The organism is Sinomonas susongensis, from assembly GCF_005877005.1.
GTDB lineage: Bacteria > Actinomycetota > Actinomycetes > Actinomycetales > Micrococcaceae > Sinomonas > Sinomonas susongensis.
Genome location: NZ_SSNH01000017.1, coordinates 25,505 through 43,135 on the forward strand (window position 1 = coordinate 25,505; position 17,631 = coordinate 43,135).

Consider the following 17,631-nt stretch of genomic DNA (forward strand, 5'->3'; position numbering starts at 1 on the left):
GCCAGCGCGGCCCGCCGTCGTCGGAGCTTGACCAGCCCTGTAAACAGGCCACCATTGTCATTTAAGGGGCAGTTTCGCCTCAGCTGGGGGGCGATTTCGCCCCAGAGCCCCAAGCGGGTTCGCGGACAAGGAGGACGCCATGGCAGACCAGCGCGACCGGGAGACCGGCCAGAGCCTGGGTGGAGACGCCGCGCTTCCGACCGGCATCGTCGTCGGAGTGGACGGCTCGGACCACGGGCGCTGCGCGCTCGCCTGGGCGGCGAAGGAGGCGCAGCGGCGCCGTCGTCCGCTCCACGTCGTCACGGCCTACAGCGTCCCCATCTTCGCGGCCTCGGGGCTCGACGGCGGCTACTCGACGATCGACGACAACGTCATCCAGGAAGGCGCGAAAGCAGTCCTCCAGGAGGCCCTTGACTCCTTGGGCGCGTACGACGACGTCGAGATCACCTCGTCGGTCGAGAGCGGCGACGCCGCTGGGGTCCTCCTGCAGTTCTCTGAGAACGCCGAACTCCTGGTCTTCGGAACCCGCGGCCGGGGAGGCTTCGTGGGCCGGCTCCTGGGCTCGGTGAGCAGCGCCCTCCCGGCCCACGCCAAGTGCACCACCGTGACCGTCCCGCTCCGGTCCGCCGAGCGGCTGGGTGAGCGGGTCGGCGGCCGACGGACCCGTGAGGAGGCGGGGGGAGGCGCGAAGGCCGTCGAGCCCGTCGTCGCCGTCGGCGTGGACGGCTCGGAGCAGGCTCGAGCCGCGGTCCTGGTGGCCGCGGAAGAAGCCATGCTGCTGGGTGTGCCGCTGCGGGTCGTGTGCGCGGTGCCCCAGTTCAGCGGGAGCCTCGCCTGGGTTCCTGCGCCCGTAGACCGTGAACAGCTCTTCCGCGACATCCAGACTCAGCTCAAGGCAGGAACCGCGTGGCTCCAGAGCCACTTCCCCGATCTCGAGGTGCAGACGAGCCTCGTGGACGGCGCGCCGGTCGACGTCCTCGTGAACGCGAGCAGCTCGGTCGAGCTGCTGGTCCTCGGAACCCGCGGGCACGGCGGCTTCGCCGGCATGCTCTTGGGCTCGACGACCGACGGCGTCCTCCACCATGCGAGGGGCCCGGTCATGGTCGTGCCGGACCACGAGGATCCGCGGCTCGCCGATCGGCCGCAGTTCGGGCCGATGCTGACCACTACGTAGCCTCTCCGGCCTCTCCGGACGCCCGGCAGCCGGGCTAGCCTCTAGTAGCAGCGGGGCTGGGCCCCTAGTAGCGGGCGACGGTCGGCCAGACGCCCGACATCCAGGCGAGCGGCGTGACGGTGATGCCGTCGGTCGGGTTGAGGGCGTTCACGATCTGCCCGTTCCCGATGTAGATGCCTACGTGGTAGAAGTTGCCGGGCGTGCCGAAGACCACGAGGTCGCCGGGCTGTGCCGCGGACAGGGGGACGTGGACGGGCGCCGAGTCATACTGCGCCGTTGCCGTGCGGGGGACCCAGATGCCTGCCGCGTTGAACGAGTACCAGACGAGGCCCGAGCAGTCGAAGCCCGTCGGCCCTGTTCCGCCCCACAGGTAGTAGTAGGGGGGCCCGACCTTGGACATTGCGACGTTGATGGCCGCCTGGATGCCTGATCCGGTGGGCTGTGGAGCAGGTGCCGGTGCAGGATCTGGGGTCGGCGCTGGGGCCGGGGCCGGCGCGGGAGCCGGGGCTGGCGCGGGAGCGGGAGCCGGGGCTGGCGCCGGAGCGGGGGCTGGCGCGGGAGCTGGGGCCGGCGCAGGAGCAGGTGCTGGGGCGGGCGCAAGTGAAGAGGGCTGCCCGTTGGACGCAGGCTGAAGCGTCGACGTCGACTGGACCGTGTTGCCGCTGGATGCATTGCCGGTGGACGAGGTACCCGCAGCGCCCGCCGCGGTGCTGCCACCCGCCGTCGTCTGGCCTGCCTGTGTCTGGCCCGTCTGGCTCTGAGCCTGCGACTGGCTGTTCGCCGCGCTGGTCGACGCGGCGAGGAGGGCGGCGTACTGCTGCTGCTGCCGTTGGCGTTCGAGCCCTGCCACACGCTCCTGCTCGAGGGCGACCGTCGTGTTCTGGAGGGTTGCGAGTTGCCCCACGAGCGTCGCGCGTTGGGCCGTCGCCTGCTGGACGGCCTGCTGATGCGAGGTGTTGGCGGCGTCCGCCGCTGACTTCGCCTGCTGGGCGGCCTTGGCGGCGTCGTCCGCTGCCTGCGCGGCCTGGTCCGCCTGGTCCCGGAGCTGCTTCGATATCTCGGCAGCCTGCTGGGCAGAACTGAAGGCGGCGCTGCGCCGCTCGTCGATGGACTGCAGCGCGGCCGCCCGGTCGAGCACCGCCCCGCCGTTGTCAGCGACGAAAGCCTGGACGTTCGGATTGAGGCCGCCGCTCCGGTAGAGCTCGGCGGCGAGCGCCCCGACAGCCTTGCGAGCGGCCTGGTCCGCGGCTGCCGCGGAGTCGGCCTTGGCGCGCGCCTGCTGGGCCTGGGTCCGGCGCTGGTCGAGGGTGACGAGGGAGATGCTGTAGGCATCGTTGGCGCGCATCGCATCGGTACTGCTGCGGGCCAACGCGTCCTGGGCGGTGAGGATCAGTCCCTCGACGCGGCTGACCTCGGAGGCAGTCGCGTCGGCGTTCGCCTTGGCCGCGTTGATCTCCTGCGGCGTCGGGATGCTCGGATCGTCTGCGGTTGCAGGGCCGGCTGCGAGGGTGAGGACAAGTCCTGCGGCAGCGCCGATGGCGGCCAGCGCTCGGCCAGCGGACTTCACGTTCATCTCCATGCATACCTCGTAGCCTCGATGTTTCCCCAGTCGAGGCTACGGACCAATTGTCACAATTGCAACAATGGTCACAGACGTAGCTTAAACAACAAGAGTGTCATTTCGTCTCAAGAAGGATGGCGTGTCGCACGAAGGAGAGGGCCGTCAGTCCCAGCCGAGTTCGTGGAGTCTCGCGTCGCTGATGCCGAAGTGGTGCGCCACCTCGTGGACGACGGTCACGAGCACCTCGCGCTCGACCTCCTCCCGGCTGCGGCAGATCGCCAGGATCGGTTCGCGGAAGATGGTGATCCGGTCCGGCAGGGACCCCGCCCCGTACCATGAGTCCCGTTCCGTGAGCGGGATCCCCTCGTACAGGCCGAGCAGCGTGGTGTGTGGGTCGTCGTGGGGCCCGGGGTGATAGCGGTCCTCGATGAAGACGGCCACGTTGTCCATTCGAGATGCCAGCCGTCGCGGGATCCGGGCGAGGGCCGCGTCGACGGCCGCCTCGAACTCGTCCTCGTCCATCCACGCGCGCATGGGCGCCATGCTAGCCGGGCCCGGCGCGATCTGGACGCGGCGATTTGTGGGCGACGGTGGCACCCCGTATAGTTTTCTGCGTCCACTTCGACTGGGATGCCCCGCAGGGGGAGTCTCGTGAGGTTCTCAGGCCCCCATCGTCTAGCGGCCTAGGACACCGCCCTTTCACGGCGGCGGCACGGGTTCGAATCCCGTTGGGGGTACAAGATCTGGTTTTGGATCACGACCTGCGGGTCTGCTAGGATTTAGATCTTGTGAGCGAGGGAGACCTCGGACATTTCAAGGCCCTGTAGCGCAGTTGGTTAGCGCGCCGCCCTGTCACGGCGGAGGTCGCGGGTTCAAGTCCCGTCAGGGTCGCTTCGACGACTGACTCTGGTCAAGTTGTCAACGGTGATTGACTCACCGGGGCTCTGTAGCTCAGTTGGTAGAGCGTTCGACTGAAAATCGAAAGGTCACCGGATCGACGCCGGTCGGAGCCACAACGGAAACCCCCGAGAAATCGGGGGTTTCGTGTTTTAAGCCGTACTAAGGTGGGATCAGGCTCACTGACCTGCGAGGGCGACGGCGAGGGGAACGGAATGGAGCAATACCCAGAGGTGCGACCGGGCCCGCCCGCGTACGCCGTGGATCCCCCCGAGTCCGGTGGTCCTCCCGTCTCCGGAGTTCCTTCCGAGGCCACCGGGCGGACCGTCATCCAGGAGCAGGCGGTGGCCAAGGTCGCGGCGGCAGCTGCCCGTTCCGTCCCCGGCGTCCACTCGCTCGGCACCGCCCCCTCCCGAGCACTCGGTGCGATCCGCGATGCCGTAGGGGCTGATCATGCGGCCGGCGTACGGGCCGAGGTCGGCGAAACGCAGGCTGCCGTGGATGTCACGCTCGTCGCCAAGTATGGGGTCCCGCTGCAGAAGCTCGCGGACTCCGTTCGCGCGGCCGTCTACCTTGCCGTCGAGGAGCTCACGGGCCTGACGGTCATCGAGGTCAACGTTGAGATCGCCGATGTGTTCATCGGCGAGAGCAGGCCGGGCGACGCGCGCCAGGCGGAGGCCCCCGCGGCTCCGCGCTCGGCCGGTCCGGCCGGAATCGAGGTGCTGTGAATCTCACCGTCGTCGGTATCGCCATAGGGGCCTTCGTCGCCTTCATGTCCTTCCAGTTCGGGGCTTGGGGCTTCATCGGATCCCTCATCTTCATGGCCATCGGTGCGATCCTCGGCCGGGTGCTCGAGGGCAAGGTGGACCTTCGCCGCGTGTGGGACGCGCTGAGCGGAAGGCGCTCGTCGTCGTGAGCGAAAGCGCCCTCGCCGCTCGCGCGCTCGTGGGCCACAACCGCGTGAGCACTCAAGCCCTCACAAGCCTGGCCCAGGCTGCGGCCGCCGAGCAGTTCGGTGTGCGCCCCGGCGATGTCCGCGCGTCGTGGGCGGACGACGCCGGGCTCCTGGCCCTGAGCATCGTCTCGCCGATCGCCGTGCCTGATCTGGGCGAGGTCTCCGGCCCCGAGGATGTGGAGGCGGCGGGTGGCAGCGTCTGGGAACGGGCGACGGCGGCGAAGGCCGCGATCCTGCACCGCGTCTCGGGGCTGAGCGGTGCCCAATTGAGCCGCGTGGACATACGGATTGCGGGGGTCCGGCCGCGATTCGCGCGGAAGGCGCGGGTCGCATGAGCGTTGACGCTCCGGGAACAGAGCAGGGCAGCGGTCCAGAAGGCGACGGCGCCCAGGGCCAGCCGAAAGGACCTCGGCGGAGGGCCGCGGGATCGGGAAGCACGGCGGTCGGCAGCCCCCGATCGCGCCACGGCCTCGATTCGGCACTCCGCAGGGAAACCGGCTCGGGCCGAGCGCTCGCGTCGGCGATCGTCGCGCTCATCGTCACGGTGCTGTGTGTCTACGCCCTCCTCGAGTCCACGCTGCAGGCTATCAACCAGCCTGCATGGCTCATCGACCCGGAGAGCGCGGCCCGCTTCGTCGCGGGCCTGCCGGATGATGCCGACCGGGGCATCCTCGGGCTTCTCGGCCTCGTCGTCGCCATCGTGGGGCTCATCTTCGTTCTCGTCGCACTCCGCCGAGGCCGCTCTGGGCGCCGATCGCTGCCCGGCGACCGGATCGCCGTCGTGCTCGACGACGAGGTTCTCGCCTCGGCGCTCGCGCGCCGCGCTCGGGGCGCGGCGACGGTGCGCCCCGAGCAGGTGACCGTCGTGCTGTCCCGGAACGAGGCGATCGTCAACGTGCGCCCGACCTCGGGGGTGCCGGTCAGCGCCGAAGCTGTGCTGGCGGCCGTGGAGGACGAGCTCCGCCGGCTCCGGCCCCAGCCCTATCCGCTTCTTCGCGTACGCGTCGCGGGCACGGGGGTGGTAGGCGCATGAACGGCACACCGCGCGCTCTCAACCGCATCCTCATCCTCGTGTTCGGGCTGCTCGTGCTCGCGCTCGGCGTCCTCATGCTCCTGCTCGCAGCCGTGCCTGCGGTGGGGGAATGGTGGAGGGTCTGGGCGCCCTCAGCCTCGCTCGATGCGGGCCGTGCCTTCGGCTCCACATTGATCCCCGGCACGCGCGTGAGCTGGCTGTGGCTCCTCGCGATGGCCCTGCTCGTGGTGGTCATCCTGGCCATGATCGGCTGGATGGCGCTGCAGGGAACCGGGCGGCGAGACCTCATCGCCTGGTCGAACCCGCCAGCCGAACACGGACTTCCCGCTACGGGAGAAGCTCCCGGCAGGGTTGCCATCGCGGCCTCGGCTGCCGACCAGGCCCTCCGAGCCGCCCTCGCCTCACGGAAGGACCTGCTCGCCACTTCGGTCGCCGCGGTCGAGTTCGAGGGCAAGGTGGCCCTGCGGGTCCGCGTCGTGAGCCGCCAGGGCGCCGATCCCCAGGGCATCGCGAGAGAAGTCGAGCGGCTGGTCACGGGAATGGACTTGCTGTTCGGCCATGAGTGCCCGGTCCTGCTGCACATCTCGTCGGGTCCCCGAGCGCGGTTCAGCCGCGCCGAACGCGTGCGCTGACCCACACCGCGGGCGGGACGTTCTGCAGTTTTCCGTACGTTTGATCACGGAATGGAAACGTCATGCGTAAGCGCTTGCACACAGGTGTTGCACAGCCTATGGTGAGGTGCGTCACACACCCCCCGGGGGCGGCGAGAGGCTGCCCCGACAGACAAGGGAGTCGAGCATGAGAAAGACGTTCTCCAAGTACGCAGTGCCGTTGGCAACGGCAAGCGTGCTGGCCCTGGCACTCTCTGCCTGCGGCGGCAGTTCAGGCGGCGGCGGCGGAGGCAACAACGCGGCGACCCAGAACACCGACGCCCGGGGCCCCATCACTTACGTTCAGGGCAAGGACAACTCGAACGTCGTCCGCCCGCTCGTCGACAAGTGGAACGCGGCCCATCCGAACGAACAGGTCACCTTCAAGGAGCAGTCCGACCAGGCCGACCAGCAGCACGACGATCTCGTCCAGCACTTCCAGGCGCAGGACTCCAACTACGACGTCGTCGACGTCGACGTCGTCTGGACGGCGGAGTTCGCGGCCAAGGGCTGGCTCCAGCCGCTCACGGGCTCGATGGCCTTCGACACCTCGCAGATGCTGCCCGCGACCGTCAAGACCGCGACGTACAACAACACGCTGTACGCCGCTCCGCAGACCTCCGACGGCGGCCTGCTCTACTACCGCAAGGACCTCGTCCCGACCCCGCCCAAGACCTGGGCGGACATGATGAGCATGTGTTCCATCGCCAAGCAGCACAACATGGGCTGCTACGCGGGCCAGTTCGCCCAGTACGAGGGCCTCACGGTCAACGCGTCCGAGGCGATCAATTCGGCCGGAGGCCAGATCGTGGACTCGTCCGGCAAGGCCAACGTGAACACCCCGGAGGCGAAGACGGGCCTCAGCAACCTCGTGCAGGCCTACAAGGACGGAAACATCCCACAGCAGGCCATCACGTACCAGGAAGAGCAGGGACGGCAGGCGTTCGAGGCCGGCCAGCTCCTGTTCCTGAGGAACTGGCCGTACGTCTACAACCTGGCCAAGACTGACGGCACGTCGGTCGTCAAGGACACGTTCGGCATTGCGCCGCTCCCGGGCATGACGGACGGAAAGCCGGGCGCGTCCTCGCTCGGTGGCCACAACGTCGCGATGAGCGTCTACTCGAAGCACAAGGCGACAGCCCTTGACTTCATGAAGTTCATGACGAGCTCGGAGACCGAGCAGTTCTACGCGACTCAGGGCTCGCTCGCGCCGGTCCTCTCGAGCCTGTACTCCGACGCGACCCTCACGCAGAAGCTCCCGTACCTGCCGACCCTGCTGACGTCGATCCAGAACGCGGTACCGCGTCCTGTCACGCCGTACTACCCGGCGGTCACGAAGGCTGTCCAGGACAACGCGTACGCCGCCCTCAAGGGGGACAAGTCGGTTGACCAGGCCTTGAGCGATATGCAATCCGCACTCCAAGCGGCTGGAGCGAAATAGCCGCGGAGTGATCTAGGGCGGTCCGGCGCCGGCCCGGTGCCGGACCGCCTTCATCCCGGCCCCAGGGGGAGAAAAGGAGTCACCATGTCCACTGAGGTTCCGGCGAGGACTCGGGCCAAGGCCGCCCCGAAATCGCCACGTCAAATGCCGGGGAGGGAGAGCGCCGACCGCAAGCTGGTCACCCAAGGCCGCTGGGCGTCCGTCCTCCTGCTCCCCACCCTGATCCTGCTCGCCGTCGTCATCATCTACCCGGTCGTCAACGCCATCATCATGTCGTTCCAGAACGACGCGGGTCTGTCCTCATCAGGATTCTTCGTCCAGGGCGGCTTCGCCGGCGTCGACAACTACGTCCACTGGCTCGCCCAGCAGTGCAACGGCGTCTCCTGCCCCCCCGGAACCCTGGGATCGCAATTCTGGGGCGCGATGGCCACGACCTTCCTCTTCACCGTCGCCACCGTCGTGCTCGAGACGGTCCTCGGCTTCTGGATGGCCATCATCATGGCCCGCAGCTTCAGGGGCCGCAGCGTGATCCGCGCGGCAGTCCTCGTGCCCTGGGCCATCCCAACGGCCGTCACCGCGAAGCTCTGGTTCTTCATCTTCGCGTTCCAGGGCATTGCCAACACCCTCTTCAACACGCACATACTCTGGACCGGGTCCGAATGGCCAGCGCGCTGGGCGATCATCATCTCCGACACGTGGAAGACGACGCCGTTCATGGCACTGCTCATCCTCGCCGGTCTGCAGCTCATCCCCGACGAGGTCTACGAGGCAGCAAAGGTCGACGGCGCGTCATCCTTCCAGCGCTTCACGCAGATCACCCTGCCGCTCGTCCGCCCGGCGCTCATGGTCGCGATCCTGTTCCGCGTCCTCGACGCGCTCCGCATGTACGACCTGCCGGCCATCATGACCCAGGGCGCGAACAACACGACGACCCTCTCGATCCTCGTGGTCGACCAGATCCGCCAGGGCTTCAACAGCGCGGCGGCCCTCTCGACGATCACATTCCTCGTGATCTTCATCGTCGCGTTCATCTTCGTCCGCTTCCTCGGCGCGAACGCCGTCGGCGCGGCGACCTCCTCGGGAAAGAAGTGACGTCATGAGCGCCGCAACCGCAACCACCTCCCGAACTGTCTCGGTTCCGGAGCGTCGCCCCAAGAAGTACGACTGGGCCCTCACCAGGACGTACATTGCCGCGGTCATCATCCTCGCGTGGTGCCTCGCCCCGTTCTACTGGATGGTCGTCACGGCCTTCCGCGATGTCGGGTACACGTTCGATCCGACGTTCTTCTTCACCCACGTCACGATGGACAACTTCCGCACGGTGTTCGACACGAGCCTGGGCAACCACTTCGCCCAGAACCTGCTCAACAGCTTCATCGTCGCGGGCGTCACGACCGTCGTGGCCCTCCTCGTCGGGGTCTTCGCGGCCTATGCCCTCGCGCGCCTGAACTTCCGGTTCAAGTTCGCGGTCATGGGCTTCATCCTCGGGGCCTCGATGTTCCCCGGTGTCGCGCTCGTCACTCCGCTCTTCCAGCTGTTCACGAACATCGGCTGGATGGGCACGTACCAGGCGCTCATCATCCCGGACATCTCCTTCGCCCTTCCGCTCACGGTGTACACCCTCACCTCGTTCTTCCGCGAAATGCCGTGGGAGCTCGAGGAGTCGGCACGCATCGACGGTTGCACGCAGGGCCAGGCCTTCCGCAAGGTCATCCTGCCCCTCGCCGCACCGGCGACGTTCACCACCGCGATCCTCGCCTTCATCTCGGCCTGGAACGAGTTCCTCATCGCGAGCCAGCTCTCCTCGGACCAGACGAAGACGGTGACCGTTGCGATCGCCTCGTTCGCCGGATCGCAGCCGCACGTCGAGCCCTACACCGCTGTCATGGCCGCCGGAACCATCGTCACGATCCCGCTCGTCGTGCTCGTGCTCGTCTTCCAGCGGAAGATCGTCGCTGGCCTCACGGCCGGCGCCGTGAAGTGACGGAGGATCGCAACCGGCCCTGGGATCCTTTCGCGGTCGGAGGAGAGGCATACCGCCGCTCCTCCGGCCCGCGGAAGGCCGTGGTCGAACAATTCGAACTCTTCATCGGCATCCTGGGGTTCTGGGCCCTGGTCCTGCTCGTGGTCACGGTGTGGCTCGAGGTCACGGGGCAGCCTGCCCTGTGGTGGGCGCTCGGGCTTGCTGCCGTGCTCGTAGCAATGGCGGGCGTGTGGGGGCTGAGGCGTAAGGTGCTGCGAGGGCACACGCACGACGCCGAGCGGTAGACGCCATGCACCAGGGTGCCCTCGCCAGCGCTGGGGCTGGGCGGACACGGAGGGGAAAATGGTGGGGATCGAGGACGTGGCTGCCGCGGCAGGGGTGTCCACGGCGACGGTCTCGAGGGCGATCCGGGGACTTCCCCGGGTCTCCCCGCGGACCCGCGCGAAGATCCTGGCGACCGCGAAGGAACTCGGGTACGTGCCGTCGTCGGCGGCGTCCCGGCTCGCGAGCGGCAAGACTCGGACCATCGGCGTGCTGGCGCCCTACGTCGACCGCTGGTTCTTCGGGAAGGCGATCGACGGCGTCGACCGCGAGCTGCACGGGCGGGGGTACAACCTCTCGCTCTTCAACCTCGGCGGCCGCACCCAGCCTCGCGAACGGCTGTTCAGCAAGGCCATGGTGCAGAAGCAGATCGACGCGCTCCTCCTGCTCTGCATGTATCTGAACGAGGAGGAGATCGAGGACCTCCACGCGATCGACATGCCGCTCGTCGTTGTGGGCGGCCCGGTTCCCGGGCTCTCGAACGTCGGAATCGACGACTACCAGGCCTCGCGGACGATCACCGAGCACCTTATCGACCTAGGGCACCGGCACATCGCGCTGCTGCACGGCCAAGACGACTCCGACCTGAACTTCAGCGTCCCCCGCATCAGGGGAGAGGGCTTCTACGACGCCGTTCATCATGCGGGCCTCGAGTTCGACCCGGACACGGCGCTGTTCGGCGATTTCACGGTCAAGAGCGGGGTCGAGGCCCTTCGGAGGTTCCTGGAGCTGCCCGAACCGCGGCCGACAGCCATCGTGTGCGCGAGCGACGAGATGGCGCTGGGCGTCATGTTCGAAGCACGCCGCCGCGGAATCCGCATCCCCGAGGACCTCTCCGTGGTCGGCATCGACGGCCACGAGATGGGCGCCGCGGTCGGGCTCACGACCGTGTGGCAGGACCCGACGGCGCAGGCCCGCCGCGGCACCCGAATGCTGCTCTCGGAGCTGGGCGGAGACGAAGGCGCCGTCCGTCCTGAGAAGGCGGAACAGCGGCTCATCGTGCGCGAGTCGACGGCGCCGCCCCGTCGCTGAGGCTCTACCGGGAGTCAGGACGCGCGGGCGAGCTGACGGATCGGGATCCAACGGGACGCGAGCCGCCGGTACGCGGCGGCCGCTCCGGTGAGGTCACCCTCGGCGAGGCACTCGATGCCGAGCCGGACGTCGAGGCACGACTCGTCGGGGAACACCCTGTCTGCAACGCGCCCATAGTCGAGCTCGATCACCGAGTCAGGGTGGAACTGCTCGAGCCATTCCGTGAGCGAAGTGAGCTCGTCGAGCATGCTCATGTCCGGGGCCGCGAGGGCGAGGTTCGCAACGGCGAAGCGCGCCCGGCCGATCGCCTTGGCCCAAGGTGCGACGATGCGCACGGTCCGGACGTGGTCGCCGTCCTCGACGACCTCCGTGGGATCCGATTCCTGGAAGAGGACGAACCAGCTGAACGGGATTCCCCACAGGGACTCGCGGGTGTTGATCCGAGGGGCGGCGGTCTCGGCCGCAATCCGATCCACCCGGCGCTGGTGCCGCTCGCGGGCCTCCTCGGGGAGCATGAGCTCGGCAAGGATCCGGGGAGCGCTGCTGATGACCGATTCCGCCGCGAGGCCCGAACGCAGGACGAGCTGGCTCGGACAGTAGAGAGTCGTGCCGTTGACCGTCAGGGCCCGAGTGAACTCCGCCCCATCGGGCGGGAAGGGGTCCCCCGTTCCACGCACGATGCGACCCAGCGTCGCTTCTGTTTCCGCGGAGTCGAGATCCTCCCGGCCGCCCTTTCCGAGCAGGCCCGCCTCGATCCGCTTGCGCTCCTTCGGGCCGAAGGCATCGAGGGGTTCATAGATGCGGAGGTGGGATGACAGAGGCCTCGAGGCGCGGCTGTGCGGATCACTCATGCCCAGCCGCCAGTCTCGGGGCGCGGCTCACGCGCCGTCAGCAAGCTCCACCACCACGGGAGCGTGGTCGGAAGCGCCCTTGCCCTTCCGTTCCTCGCGGTCGATGTGGGCCCCGGTGACCCGGGCTTCGAGGGCGGGAGACGCCAGGACGAAGTCGATGCGCATGCCCTCCTTCTTGGGGAAGCGCAGCTGCTTGTAGTCCCAGTACGTGTAGACGCCCGGGCCCGGCGTGTAGGCGCGCGCCGCGTCGGTGAAGCCGCTTCGCTCGAAGGCGCGGAAGGCCTCGCGCTCGGGCTCGCTCACGTGCGTGAGGCCCTCATTGCGGAAGTAGTCGATGTCCCACACGTCCTCGTCCTGCGGCGCGATGTTCCAGTCCCCGACAAGGGCGATCTGCGCGAGCGGATCCTGGGCGATCCACTCGGATGCGTGCTTGTTGAGGGTGGCAAGCCATTCCAGCTTGTACGGCATGTGCTCGTCGTCGAGGGCCCGGCCGTTGGGGACGTAGAGGCTCCAGACGCGCACGCCGTTGCACGTCGCCCCGATCGCCCGGGCCTCCTGCTCCCCGTCCGTGCCGCCCTTGCCGAACGTCGGCTGGTCGGGGAAGGTCCGCTCGACGTCCTCGAGTCCCACGCGGGACGCGATGGCGACACCGTTCCACTGGCTGAGGCCGAAGTGCGCCACCTCGTAGCCGTTGCGCTCGAAGAGCTCCCATGGGAAGTTCTCGTCCCGGCACTTCGTCTCCTGGAGGGCGACCACGTCTACTCCGCTGCGCAGCAGCCAGCTCTCCACGCGGTCAGCGCGGGCACGGAGGGAGTTCACGTTCCAGGTGGCGATCTTCACGCAGACCACGCTATCAACGCCGCGCCGTCGGCGCGACGGACCACTACTTGGCCCAGGCTGCCGCACCCTCCTGCCACCACGTGTCGAATCGGGTGACTGGGGTCGAGCGCTTGTGCCGGGTCAGGAGATAGCGCTTCTCGATGGACTCCGCGACCTCGTCCGGGACGTCGCGTCCCTCGAGGTAGTCGTCGATCTCCTCGTACGTGATGCCGAGCTCGTGCTCGTCCTGTCGGCCCGGCTCGAGGTCCAGGAGGTCCGCCGTGGGGATCTTCTGCCAGATGCGTTCGGGCGCGCCGAGGTACTGGAGGACCTGTCGGTTCTGCCGCTTGTTGAGCCCGAAGAGCGGCAGGATGTCGGCGCCGCCGTCGCCGTACTTCGTGAAGAAGCCGGTCACCGACTCCGCGCCGTGGTCAGTGCCGACGACGAGCAGGTTGCGCTCACCGGCAATCATGTACTGGGCGATCATCCGCGCGCGCGCCTTCGTGTTGCCACGCGTGAAGTCGCTCAGCTCCTTGTCCGAGCTCCGCTCGTACTCCTGCTCGAACCCGTCCACGGCCGGCTTGACGTTGAACGTCCACTCCGTCTTCGCCTTCACGAACTCGAGGGCGGCGCGGGCGTCGTCCTCGTCGTGCTGCACCCCATGCGGCAGGCGAACTGCGATGAAGTCCGCCTCGACGCCGTCCTCCTCGAGGGACTCGACCGCGAGCTGGGCGAGGCGTCCCGCAAGGGAGGAATCCAAGCCCCCGCTGATGCCGAGGACGAAGCCCTTGGCGCCGGTGGCCTTGACATAGTCCTTGAGGAAGCCAACCCTCGCCGTGACTTCCTGGGCCGGGTCGATCTCGGGCTTGACGCCCATTTCGTCGATGATCTTCGCCTGGAGTTCGCGCATGGGCATAGCCTACCCACGTGACGGTTAAGCTGAACAAGAAGGCTTTCGAACACGCCAAGTCGCTGGTCCGGGAGGGCAAGGTCGCGCGCGACAGCCGTGACGACTGGAGCGAGCACGCCCCGAGCACCAAGGAGCTGAGCGACTTCCTCGACAGGAAAGGCCCGGGGGAGTACTCGCAGTGGTTCCTGGGTCTCGACGACGAGGCGTCGGACGAGAGCAAGGCGCACTACAAGTTCCCGTTCGGTGATCTCAGCAAGGTGCACCGCTGCGCTGTGATCTCGGGGGAGAGCCGGGCGAGCCAGTACGGCCACGATGAGATCCGCGAGGCGCTCGGCGACCTGCTCAAGCGCATCGACGAATCCTGAGCCGACGGCCTGACGACTCGAGCAGGGGTCGCTCGGGCTGTGGCGCGCCAAGCTAGGCAAACGGTTGCCCCACGCTGGCGCTCGTCACTAGGTTGGGACGATGGCACCTGATGCGCCCGCCGAGTCCCCCCAATCCGCCGTGACGCAGTCCGTCCCGACGGAGTCCGCCGCGCCGCCGCCCGTCGTGAGGCGCGCCGCTGTCGTAGGCTGCGGCGACATCTCGGCCCAGCACTTCGCCGCGATTGAAGCGGTCGACGGCGCCAGGCTGGCCGCCGTCGTCGACCCCGACCCGGAGCGCCTCGCCAAAGCGGCAGACGCCCACGGCGTGCCGGGGTACGCGACTCTCGGTGAGCTCCTCGACGCGGGGGAGGTCGACGTCGTCCACCTCTGCACGCCCCATAGCGAGCACGCCCCGCTCGCGCTCGAAGCCCTCGCGCGGGGGGTCCACGTGCTCACGGAGAAGCCCGTCGCGCATACGCTCGCCGACGCGGAGGCGCTCGTCCCTGCGACCCGCAAGGCATTCGCCGAGCGGGGGGTGCAGTTCGGCGTGTGCTTCCAGAATCGGTACAACGCGACCATTCGCGCGCTCCGGGACCTGCTCGAGGGCGGAAGCCTCGGCCGGGTCCTCGCCGCGAACGCGACGGTCATGTGGCACCGCACTGCCGACTACTACGCCGCCCGGCCATGGCGGGGGACTTGGGAGGGTAGCGGCGGGGGGCTCCTCATGAATCAGGCGATCCACACCCTCGACCTCCTCCAGTGGCTCGTCGGCCCCGCCACGGTCGTGGGCGGGGGAGCCTCGAGGCGCGCGCTGGAGGGTGTGATCGAGGTCGAGGACACCGCGGACATCCTCCTCGAGCACACGAGAGAGGACGGGGAGTCTCTCCGGTCGGTCTTCTACGCGACGAACGCGAACGCCGTGAATTCCCCGGTGACCCTCGACATCGTCACGGAGCGGGCCGAGCTGAGCCTGCGGGGAGTCCTCACGGTGCGGTACGCCGACGGGACGATCGACATCGTCGAGGAGTCCGGCGCCCTGCCCGGCGAACGGAGCTACTGGGGCGCGTCCCACCGACTGCTCATCGCGGACTTCTACGCGTCGCTCGACTCCGGCGTGCCGTTCTGGATCGGTGCCGACGAGGCGACCGGGGCGCTGCGGCTCATCAAGGACGTCTACGCGCGGTCCTTCCCGGAGGGCGGCTGGCTCTAGCGTTCCGTCTCGGGTACGGAAACGTCCCTCCATTTCCCATCTTGGGTACAGAAAAGCGCGCCTGTCCTGATCTCGGGTACAGAAACCGCCCATTGGCAAGTCATGGCAAACGGTTTCCATTGCGTGCCATCCCTGCCTACGGTGAAAAGCGTGTGATGGCCGTCACGAGTACGGCCGGCAATTCCAACGAGGGGAGCGCAGCGATGGCCAAGATCGGCGTCCAGGCGATGATGCTCAGGGAGAGCTTCGCAGAAATCGGCCCTTTCGAGACCCTCCGCAAGGTCGCGGACATCGGGTACCGGGCGGTCGAAGTGTCGCAGATCCCCATGAATGAGGGGAACGTCGCGGAACTCGAGCGGGCGCGAGGGGAGCTGGGGATCGAGTTCGCTGCCTTGTCGGCTCAGCTCGACGGGGATAAAGGCGCGACGCCGTACCCGCTCGCCGTCGACGTCGAGCGCGCCGTCGCCGACTGCCGGCGGCTGGGCAGCCGGATGCTCCGTGTCGGCATGGCGCCGATGGGCGAGCTCCGCAGCGAGGCGAGCGTCGTGGACTACGCGAAGCGCGCCGAGAAGGCGGCCCGCAGCCTCGACGGCGAGGGGATCTCCCTCTACTACCACAACCACCACGTCGAATTCGCGAAGATGGGTGGCCGTCACATCCTCGATATCCTCGCCGCCGAGGCGCCGAGCATGGGCCTCGAGATCGACGTCCACTGGGTCCAGCGCGGAGGCCTCGATCCTGTCCGTGCGCTCGCCAAATACGCGGGACGCACAGCGATGGTCCACCTGAAGGACTACCGGATCGGTGCCCTCTCCGAGGAGGGCATCAAGGCCCACGGGACAGGCGACCACGCCACCTTCCAACGCCACTTCTGGGACACCGTCCAGTTCGCCGAAGTCGGAGAGGGCAACCTCGACTTCGCGGCGATCATCCCTGCTTCGATCGACGCCGGGGCGCAGTACCTGCTCGTCGAGCAGGACCAGCTGTACGGACGCACCGTCTTCGAGGCGCTCCAGACCTCCTACGACAACCTCGTGGCTCTCGGTTTCCGGGACCTCTTCTAGAGCACCACCAGCAACCCCGACAGGAGCAGCAGAGAAGCATGAGCAGGAAAGTCCGCCTCGGCATCGTCGGATTCGGCAACCAGGGCAGCAACTACGCACGGTTCCTCGCCGAGGGCAAGGTCCCGAACATCGAACTTGTGGCGATCACGGACACGGATCCGTCCCGTCGGGAGCTCATCGCAGAGCGGCACCCGGACCTCACAGTCTTCGACGACTACCTCACGATGCTCGATTCCGGCGACGTCGAAGCCGTGGTGACCACGGTCCCGCATTACCTCCACCCCCAGATGGGCATCCAAGCCCTCGAGCGCGGCATCCACGTGCTCATCGAGAAGCCCGCCGGGGTGTACACGAAGCAGGTCCGCGAGCTCAACGAGTTCGCAGCCTCCAAGCCCGAGCTGACGTTCGCGATCATGTTCAACCAGCGCACGAACCCCCTGTTCCGCCGCCTCAAGGAGATCGTCTCGTCGGGCGAGATCGGTGCGATCCGCCGGACCAACTGGCTCATCACCACGTGGTACCGCCCGCAGGCGTACTACAACCAGAGCGCGTGGCGTGCCACGTGGGGTGGAGAGGGCGGCGGCGTCCTCGTGAACCAGGCCCCGCACAACCTCGACCTGTGGCAATGGATCTGCGGCGTCCCGAAGAGCGTCTTCGCGAAGGCCGGCTTCGGCTTCCGCCGGGACATCGACGTCGAGGACGAGGTTGTCGCCGTCGTCGACTACGGCGACGGCGCCACCGGGACCTTCACGACGGCGACGCACGAGATCGTCGGCACGGACCGCTTCGAGATTTCAGGCGACAAGGGCAAGATCGTCGTCGAGGGCTCGAAGACGGCCGTCGTGACGCGCTACCGCAGCTCCGAGCAGGAGATCAACGCGAGCATCCCCACCGAGGACATCTGGAAGATGACCAGCGCGGAGTTCAACCCCGACGAGTACTACACGCAGGAGACCGTCGAGTTCGACTCGGCGTGGGGCGGGCAGCACGCCACGGTGTTCGAGAACTTCGCGGCCAACATCCTGGACGGCACGCCGCTCATCGCGCCGGGCAGCGACGGGATCCTCGGCGTGCGCCTCGCGAACGCGATCCACCTCTCGGCCTGGACTGGCAAAGAAGTGCCGATGGACTTCGATGAGGACGAATTCCTCGCCCTGCTGAACAAGAAGATCGCCGAGGAGGGCAAGTTCCCCCAGCGGTCCTGACCTCCTGGGCAGCGGTCCTGGCCTTCGGGGGTTCCTTGAGTTCAGGACTTCGAAGCAACGCTTGCGATGATTTCGGGGGCATGAGCTGAGGAGTCGCATGGCGCGTAGGGAGCTGACTGCTGAGGATCGGCTGATGATCCAGGCGGGGATTGGAAAGCG

20 protein-coding genes and 3 tRNA genes are annotated in these 17,631 nt (G+C 67.9%); 18 read left to right on the forward strand and 5 right to left on the reverse strand.

The window, feature by feature from the left end:
- Nucleotides 1-139: 139 nt before the first annotated feature.
- On the forward strand, nt 140-1,174 hold the full coding sequence (locus E6A21_RS16820) for a universal stress protein (protein ID WP_138445322.1): 1,035 nt from the start codon (nt 140-142) through the stop codon (nt 1,172-1,174).
- Nucleotides 1,175-1,238: 64 nt separating this feature from the next.
- On the opposite strand, the gene E6A21_RS16825 is transcribed toward E6A21_RS16820, so the two are convergent.
- Nucleotides 1,239-2,753 (reverse strand): C40 family peptidase, encoded by a 1,515-nt coding sequence (locus E6A21_RS16825; RefSeq protein ID WP_138445323.1) that lies wholly within the window; start codon nt 2,751-2,753, stop codon nt 1,239-1,241.
- A gap of 144 nt (nt 2,754-2,897) precedes the next feature.
- The gene (locus tag E6A21_RS16830; protein WP_425471575.1) at nt 2,898-3,278 is read right to left on the reverse strand and encodes a metallopeptidase family protein; all 381 of its coding nucleotides are present in this window, start codon (nt 3,276-3,278) and stop codon (nt 2,898-2,900) included.
- A gap of 121 nt (nt 3,279-3,399) precedes the next feature.
- On the opposite strand from E6A21_RS16830, the gene E6A21_RS16835 reads away from it, so the two are divergent.
- From E6A21_RS16835 to E6A21_RS16895, 13 genes are all read left to right on the forward strand, one after another.
- Nucleotides 3,400-3,472: transfer RNA gene (locus E6A21_RS16835), tRNA-Glu, on the forward strand.
- A gap of 80 nt (nt 3,473-3,552) precedes the next feature.
- Nucleotides 3,553-3,626, forward strand: a tRNA-Asp gene (locus E6A21_RS16840).
- Nucleotides 3,627-3,675: 49 nt separating this feature from the next.
- Nucleotides 3,676-3,748: transfer RNA gene (locus E6A21_RS16845), tRNA-Phe, on the forward strand.
- A 99-nt stretch (nt 3,749-3,847) separates the two neighbouring features.
- Nucleotides 3,848-4,360 carry an Asp23/Gls24 family envelope stress response protein gene (locus E6A21_RS16850; RefSeq protein ID WP_138445324.1) on the forward strand — a complete coding sequence of 171 codons (513 nt, stop codon included), beginning with the start codon at nt 3,848-3,850 and terminating at the stop codon, nt 4,358-4,360.
- A complete protein-coding gene (locus E6A21_RS16855; RefSeq protein ID WP_138445325.1) occupies nt 4,357-4,548 on the forward strand; it encodes a hypothetical protein in 192 nt (63 codons plus the stop codon). Before E6A21_RS16850 ends, E6A21_RS16855 begins: the two co-directional genes overlap by 4 nt.
- Entirely contained in the window at nt 4,545-4,922 is a 378-nt protein-coding gene (locus E6A21_RS16860) for a hypothetical protein (RefSeq protein ID WP_138445326.1), read from the forward strand. Before E6A21_RS16855 ends, E6A21_RS16860 begins: the two co-directional genes overlap by 4 nt.
- Nucleotides 4,919-5,620 carry a hypothetical protein gene (locus E6A21_RS16865; RefSeq protein ID WP_138445327.1) on the forward strand — a complete coding sequence of 234 codons (702 nt, stop codon included), beginning with the start codon at nt 4,919-4,921 and terminating at the stop codon, nt 5,618-5,620. The genes E6A21_RS16860 and E6A21_RS16865 overlap by 4 nt, the downstream gene beginning before the upstream one ends.
- The gene (locus E6A21_RS16870) at nt 5,617-6,252 is read left to right on the forward strand and encodes a hypothetical protein (RefSeq protein WP_138445328.1); all 636 of its coding nucleotides are present in this window, start codon (nt 5,617-5,619) and stop codon (nt 6,250-6,252) included. Before E6A21_RS16865 ends, E6A21_RS16870 begins: the two co-directional genes overlap by 4 nt.
- A gap of 166 nt (nt 6,253-6,418) precedes the next feature.
- Nucleotides 6,419-7,711 (forward strand): ABC transporter substrate-binding protein, encoded by a 1,293-nt coding sequence (locus tag E6A21_RS16875; RefSeq protein WP_138445329.1) that lies wholly within the window; start codon nt 6,419-6,421, stop codon nt 7,709-7,711.
- A gap of 84 nt (nt 7,712-7,795) precedes the next feature.
- Complete coding sequence (locus tag E6A21_RS16880; RefSeq protein WP_138445330.1) at nt 7,796-8,803, forward strand: carbohydrate ABC transporter permease; 1,008 nt, start codon at nt 7,796-7,798, stop codon at nt 8,801-8,803.
- A 4-nt stretch (nt 8,804-8,807) separates the two neighbouring features.
- A complete protein-coding gene (locus tag E6A21_RS16885) occupies nt 8,808-9,695 on the forward strand; it encodes a carbohydrate ABC transporter permease (RefSeq protein ID WP_138445331.1) in 888 nt (295 codons plus the stop codon).
- Between the two features lie 80 nt (nt 9,696-9,775).
- Nucleotides 9,776-9,979, forward strand: coding sequence for a hypothetical protein (locus E6A21_RS16890; RefSeq protein WP_138445332.1), 204 nt, complete (start codon nt 9,776-9,778; stop codon nt 9,977-9,979).
- Between the two features lie 58 nt (nt 9,980-10,037).
- Nucleotides 10,038-11,048: a LacI family DNA-binding transcriptional regulator gene (locus E6A21_RS16895; RefSeq protein ID WP_138445333.1), complete on the forward strand. Its 1,011-nt coding sequence runs from the start codon at nt 10,038-10,040 to the stop codon at nt 11,046-11,048.
- 14 nt (nt 11,049-11,062) lie between these two features.
- Here the strand turns inward: E6A21_RS16895 and E6A21_RS16900 are convergent, their stop codons facing one another.
- Genes E6A21_RS16900 through nadE form a run of 3 tightly spaced genes read right to left on the reverse strand, consistent with a single transcriptional unit; the run spans nt 11,063 to nt 13,628 of the window.
- Nucleotides 11,063-11,899: a DUF8083 family protein gene (locus E6A21_RS16900; RefSeq protein WP_138445334.1), complete on the reverse strand. Its 837-nt coding sequence runs from the start codon at nt 11,897-11,899 to the stop codon at nt 11,063-11,065.
- A 27-nt stretch (nt 11,900-11,926) separates the two neighbouring features.
- Nucleotides 11,927-12,739, reverse strand: coding sequence for an exodeoxyribonuclease III (locus E6A21_RS16905; RefSeq protein WP_138445335.1), 813 nt, complete (start codon nt 12,737-12,739; stop codon nt 11,927-11,929).
- Nucleotides 12,740-12,782: 43 nt separating this feature from the next.
- Nucleotides 12,783-13,628 carry an ammonia-dependent NAD(+) synthetase gene (gene nadE / locus E6A21_RS16910; protein ID WP_138445336.1) on the reverse strand — a complete coding sequence of 282 codons (846 nt, stop codon included), beginning with the start codon at nt 13,626-13,628 and terminating at the stop codon, nt 12,783-12,785.
- 17 nt (nt 13,629-13,645) lie between these two features.
- Here nadE and E6A21_RS16915 point away from each other — a divergent pair, with 17 nt between their 5' ends.
- The 4 genes from E6A21_RS16915 to E6A21_RS16930 all read left to right on the forward strand — a co-directional run bounded on the left by E6A21_RS16915 (nt 13,646) and on the right by E6A21_RS16930 (nt 17,472).
- Nucleotides 13,646-13,993, forward strand: coding sequence for a hypothetical protein (locus E6A21_RS16915; RefSeq protein ID WP_138445337.1), 348 nt, complete (start codon nt 13,646-13,648; stop codon nt 13,991-13,993).
- A gap of 100 nt (nt 13,994-14,093) precedes the next feature.
- The gene (locus E6A21_RS16920; protein WP_246036595.1) at nt 14,094-15,203 is read left to right on the forward strand and encodes a Gfo/Idh/MocA family protein; all 1,110 of its coding nucleotides are present in this window, start codon (nt 14,094-14,096) and stop codon (nt 15,201-15,203) included.
- Between the two features lie 155 nt (nt 15,204-15,358).
- Nucleotides 15,359-16,267, forward strand: coding sequence for a sugar phosphate isomerase/epimerase family protein (locus E6A21_RS16925; RefSeq protein ID WP_246036597.1), 909 nt, complete (start codon nt 15,359-15,361; stop codon nt 16,265-16,267).
- A 38-nt stretch (nt 16,268-16,305) separates the two neighbouring features.
- Nucleotides 16,306-17,472 (forward strand): Gfo/Idh/MocA family protein, encoded by a 1,167-nt coding sequence (locus tag E6A21_RS16930; protein ID WP_138445338.1) that lies wholly within the window; start codon nt 16,306-16,308, stop codon nt 17,470-17,472.
- The last annotated feature ends 159 nt before the right edge of the window (nt 17,473-17,631 follow it).

Coding starts and splice junctions, on each gene's coding strand:
- E6A21_RS16820 (WP_138445322.1), top strand. CDS start 140: ATGGCAGACCAGCGCGACCGGGAGACCGGCCAGAGCCTGGGTGGAGAC.
- E6A21_RS16825 (WP_138445323.1), bottom strand. CDS start 2,753: ATGGAGATGAACGTGAAGTCCGCTGGCCGAGCGCTGGCCGCCATCGGC.
- E6A21_RS16830 (WP_425471575.1), bottom strand. CDS start 3,278: ATGGCGCCCATGCGCGCGTGGATGGACGAGGACGAGTTCGAGGCGGCC.
- E6A21_RS16850 (WP_138445324.1), top strand. CDS start 3,848: ATGGAGCAATACCCAGAGGTGCGACCGGGCCCGCCCGCGTACGCCGTG.
- E6A21_RS16865 (WP_138445327.1), top strand. CDS start 4,919: ATGAGCGTTGACGCTCCGGGAACAGAGCAGGGCAGCGGTCCAGAAGGC.
- E6A21_RS16870 (WP_138445328.1), top strand. CDS start 5,617: ATGAACGGCACACCGCGCGCTCTCAACCGCATCCTCATCCTCGTGTTC.
- E6A21_RS16875 (WP_138445329.1), top strand. CDS start 6,419: ATGAGAAAGACGTTCTCCAAGTACGCAGTGCCGTTGGCAACGGCAAGC.
- E6A21_RS16880 (WP_138445330.1), top strand. CDS start 7,796: ATGTCCACTGAGGTTCCGGCGAGGACTCGGGCCAAGGCCGCCCCGAAA.
- E6A21_RS16885 (WP_138445331.1), top strand. CDS start 8,808: ATGAGCGCCGCAACCGCAACCACCTCCCGAACTGTCTCGGTTCCGGAG.
- E6A21_RS16895 (WP_138445333.1), top strand. CDS start 10,038: ATGGTGGGGATCGAGGACGTGGCTGCCGCGGCAGGGGTGTCCACGGCG.
- E6A21_RS16900 (WP_138445334.1), bottom strand. CDS start 11,899: ATGAGTGATCCGCACAGCCGCGCCTCGAGGCCTCTGTCATCCCACCTC.
- nadE (WP_138445336.1), bottom strand. CDS start 13,628: ATGCGCGAACTCCAGGCGAAGATCATCGACGAAATGGGCGTCAAGCCC.
- E6A21_RS16920 (WP_246036595.1), top strand. CDS start 14,094: ATGGCACCTGATGCGCCCGCCGAGTCCCCCCAATCCGCCGTGACGCAG.
- E6A21_RS16925 (WP_246036597.1), top strand. CDS start 15,359: ATGGCCGTCACGAGTACGGCCGGCAATTCCAACGAGGGGAGCGCAGCG.
- E6A21_RS16930 (WP_138445338.1), top strand. CDS start 16,306: ATGAGCAGGAAAGTCCGCCTCGGCATCGTCGGATTCGGCAACCAGGGC.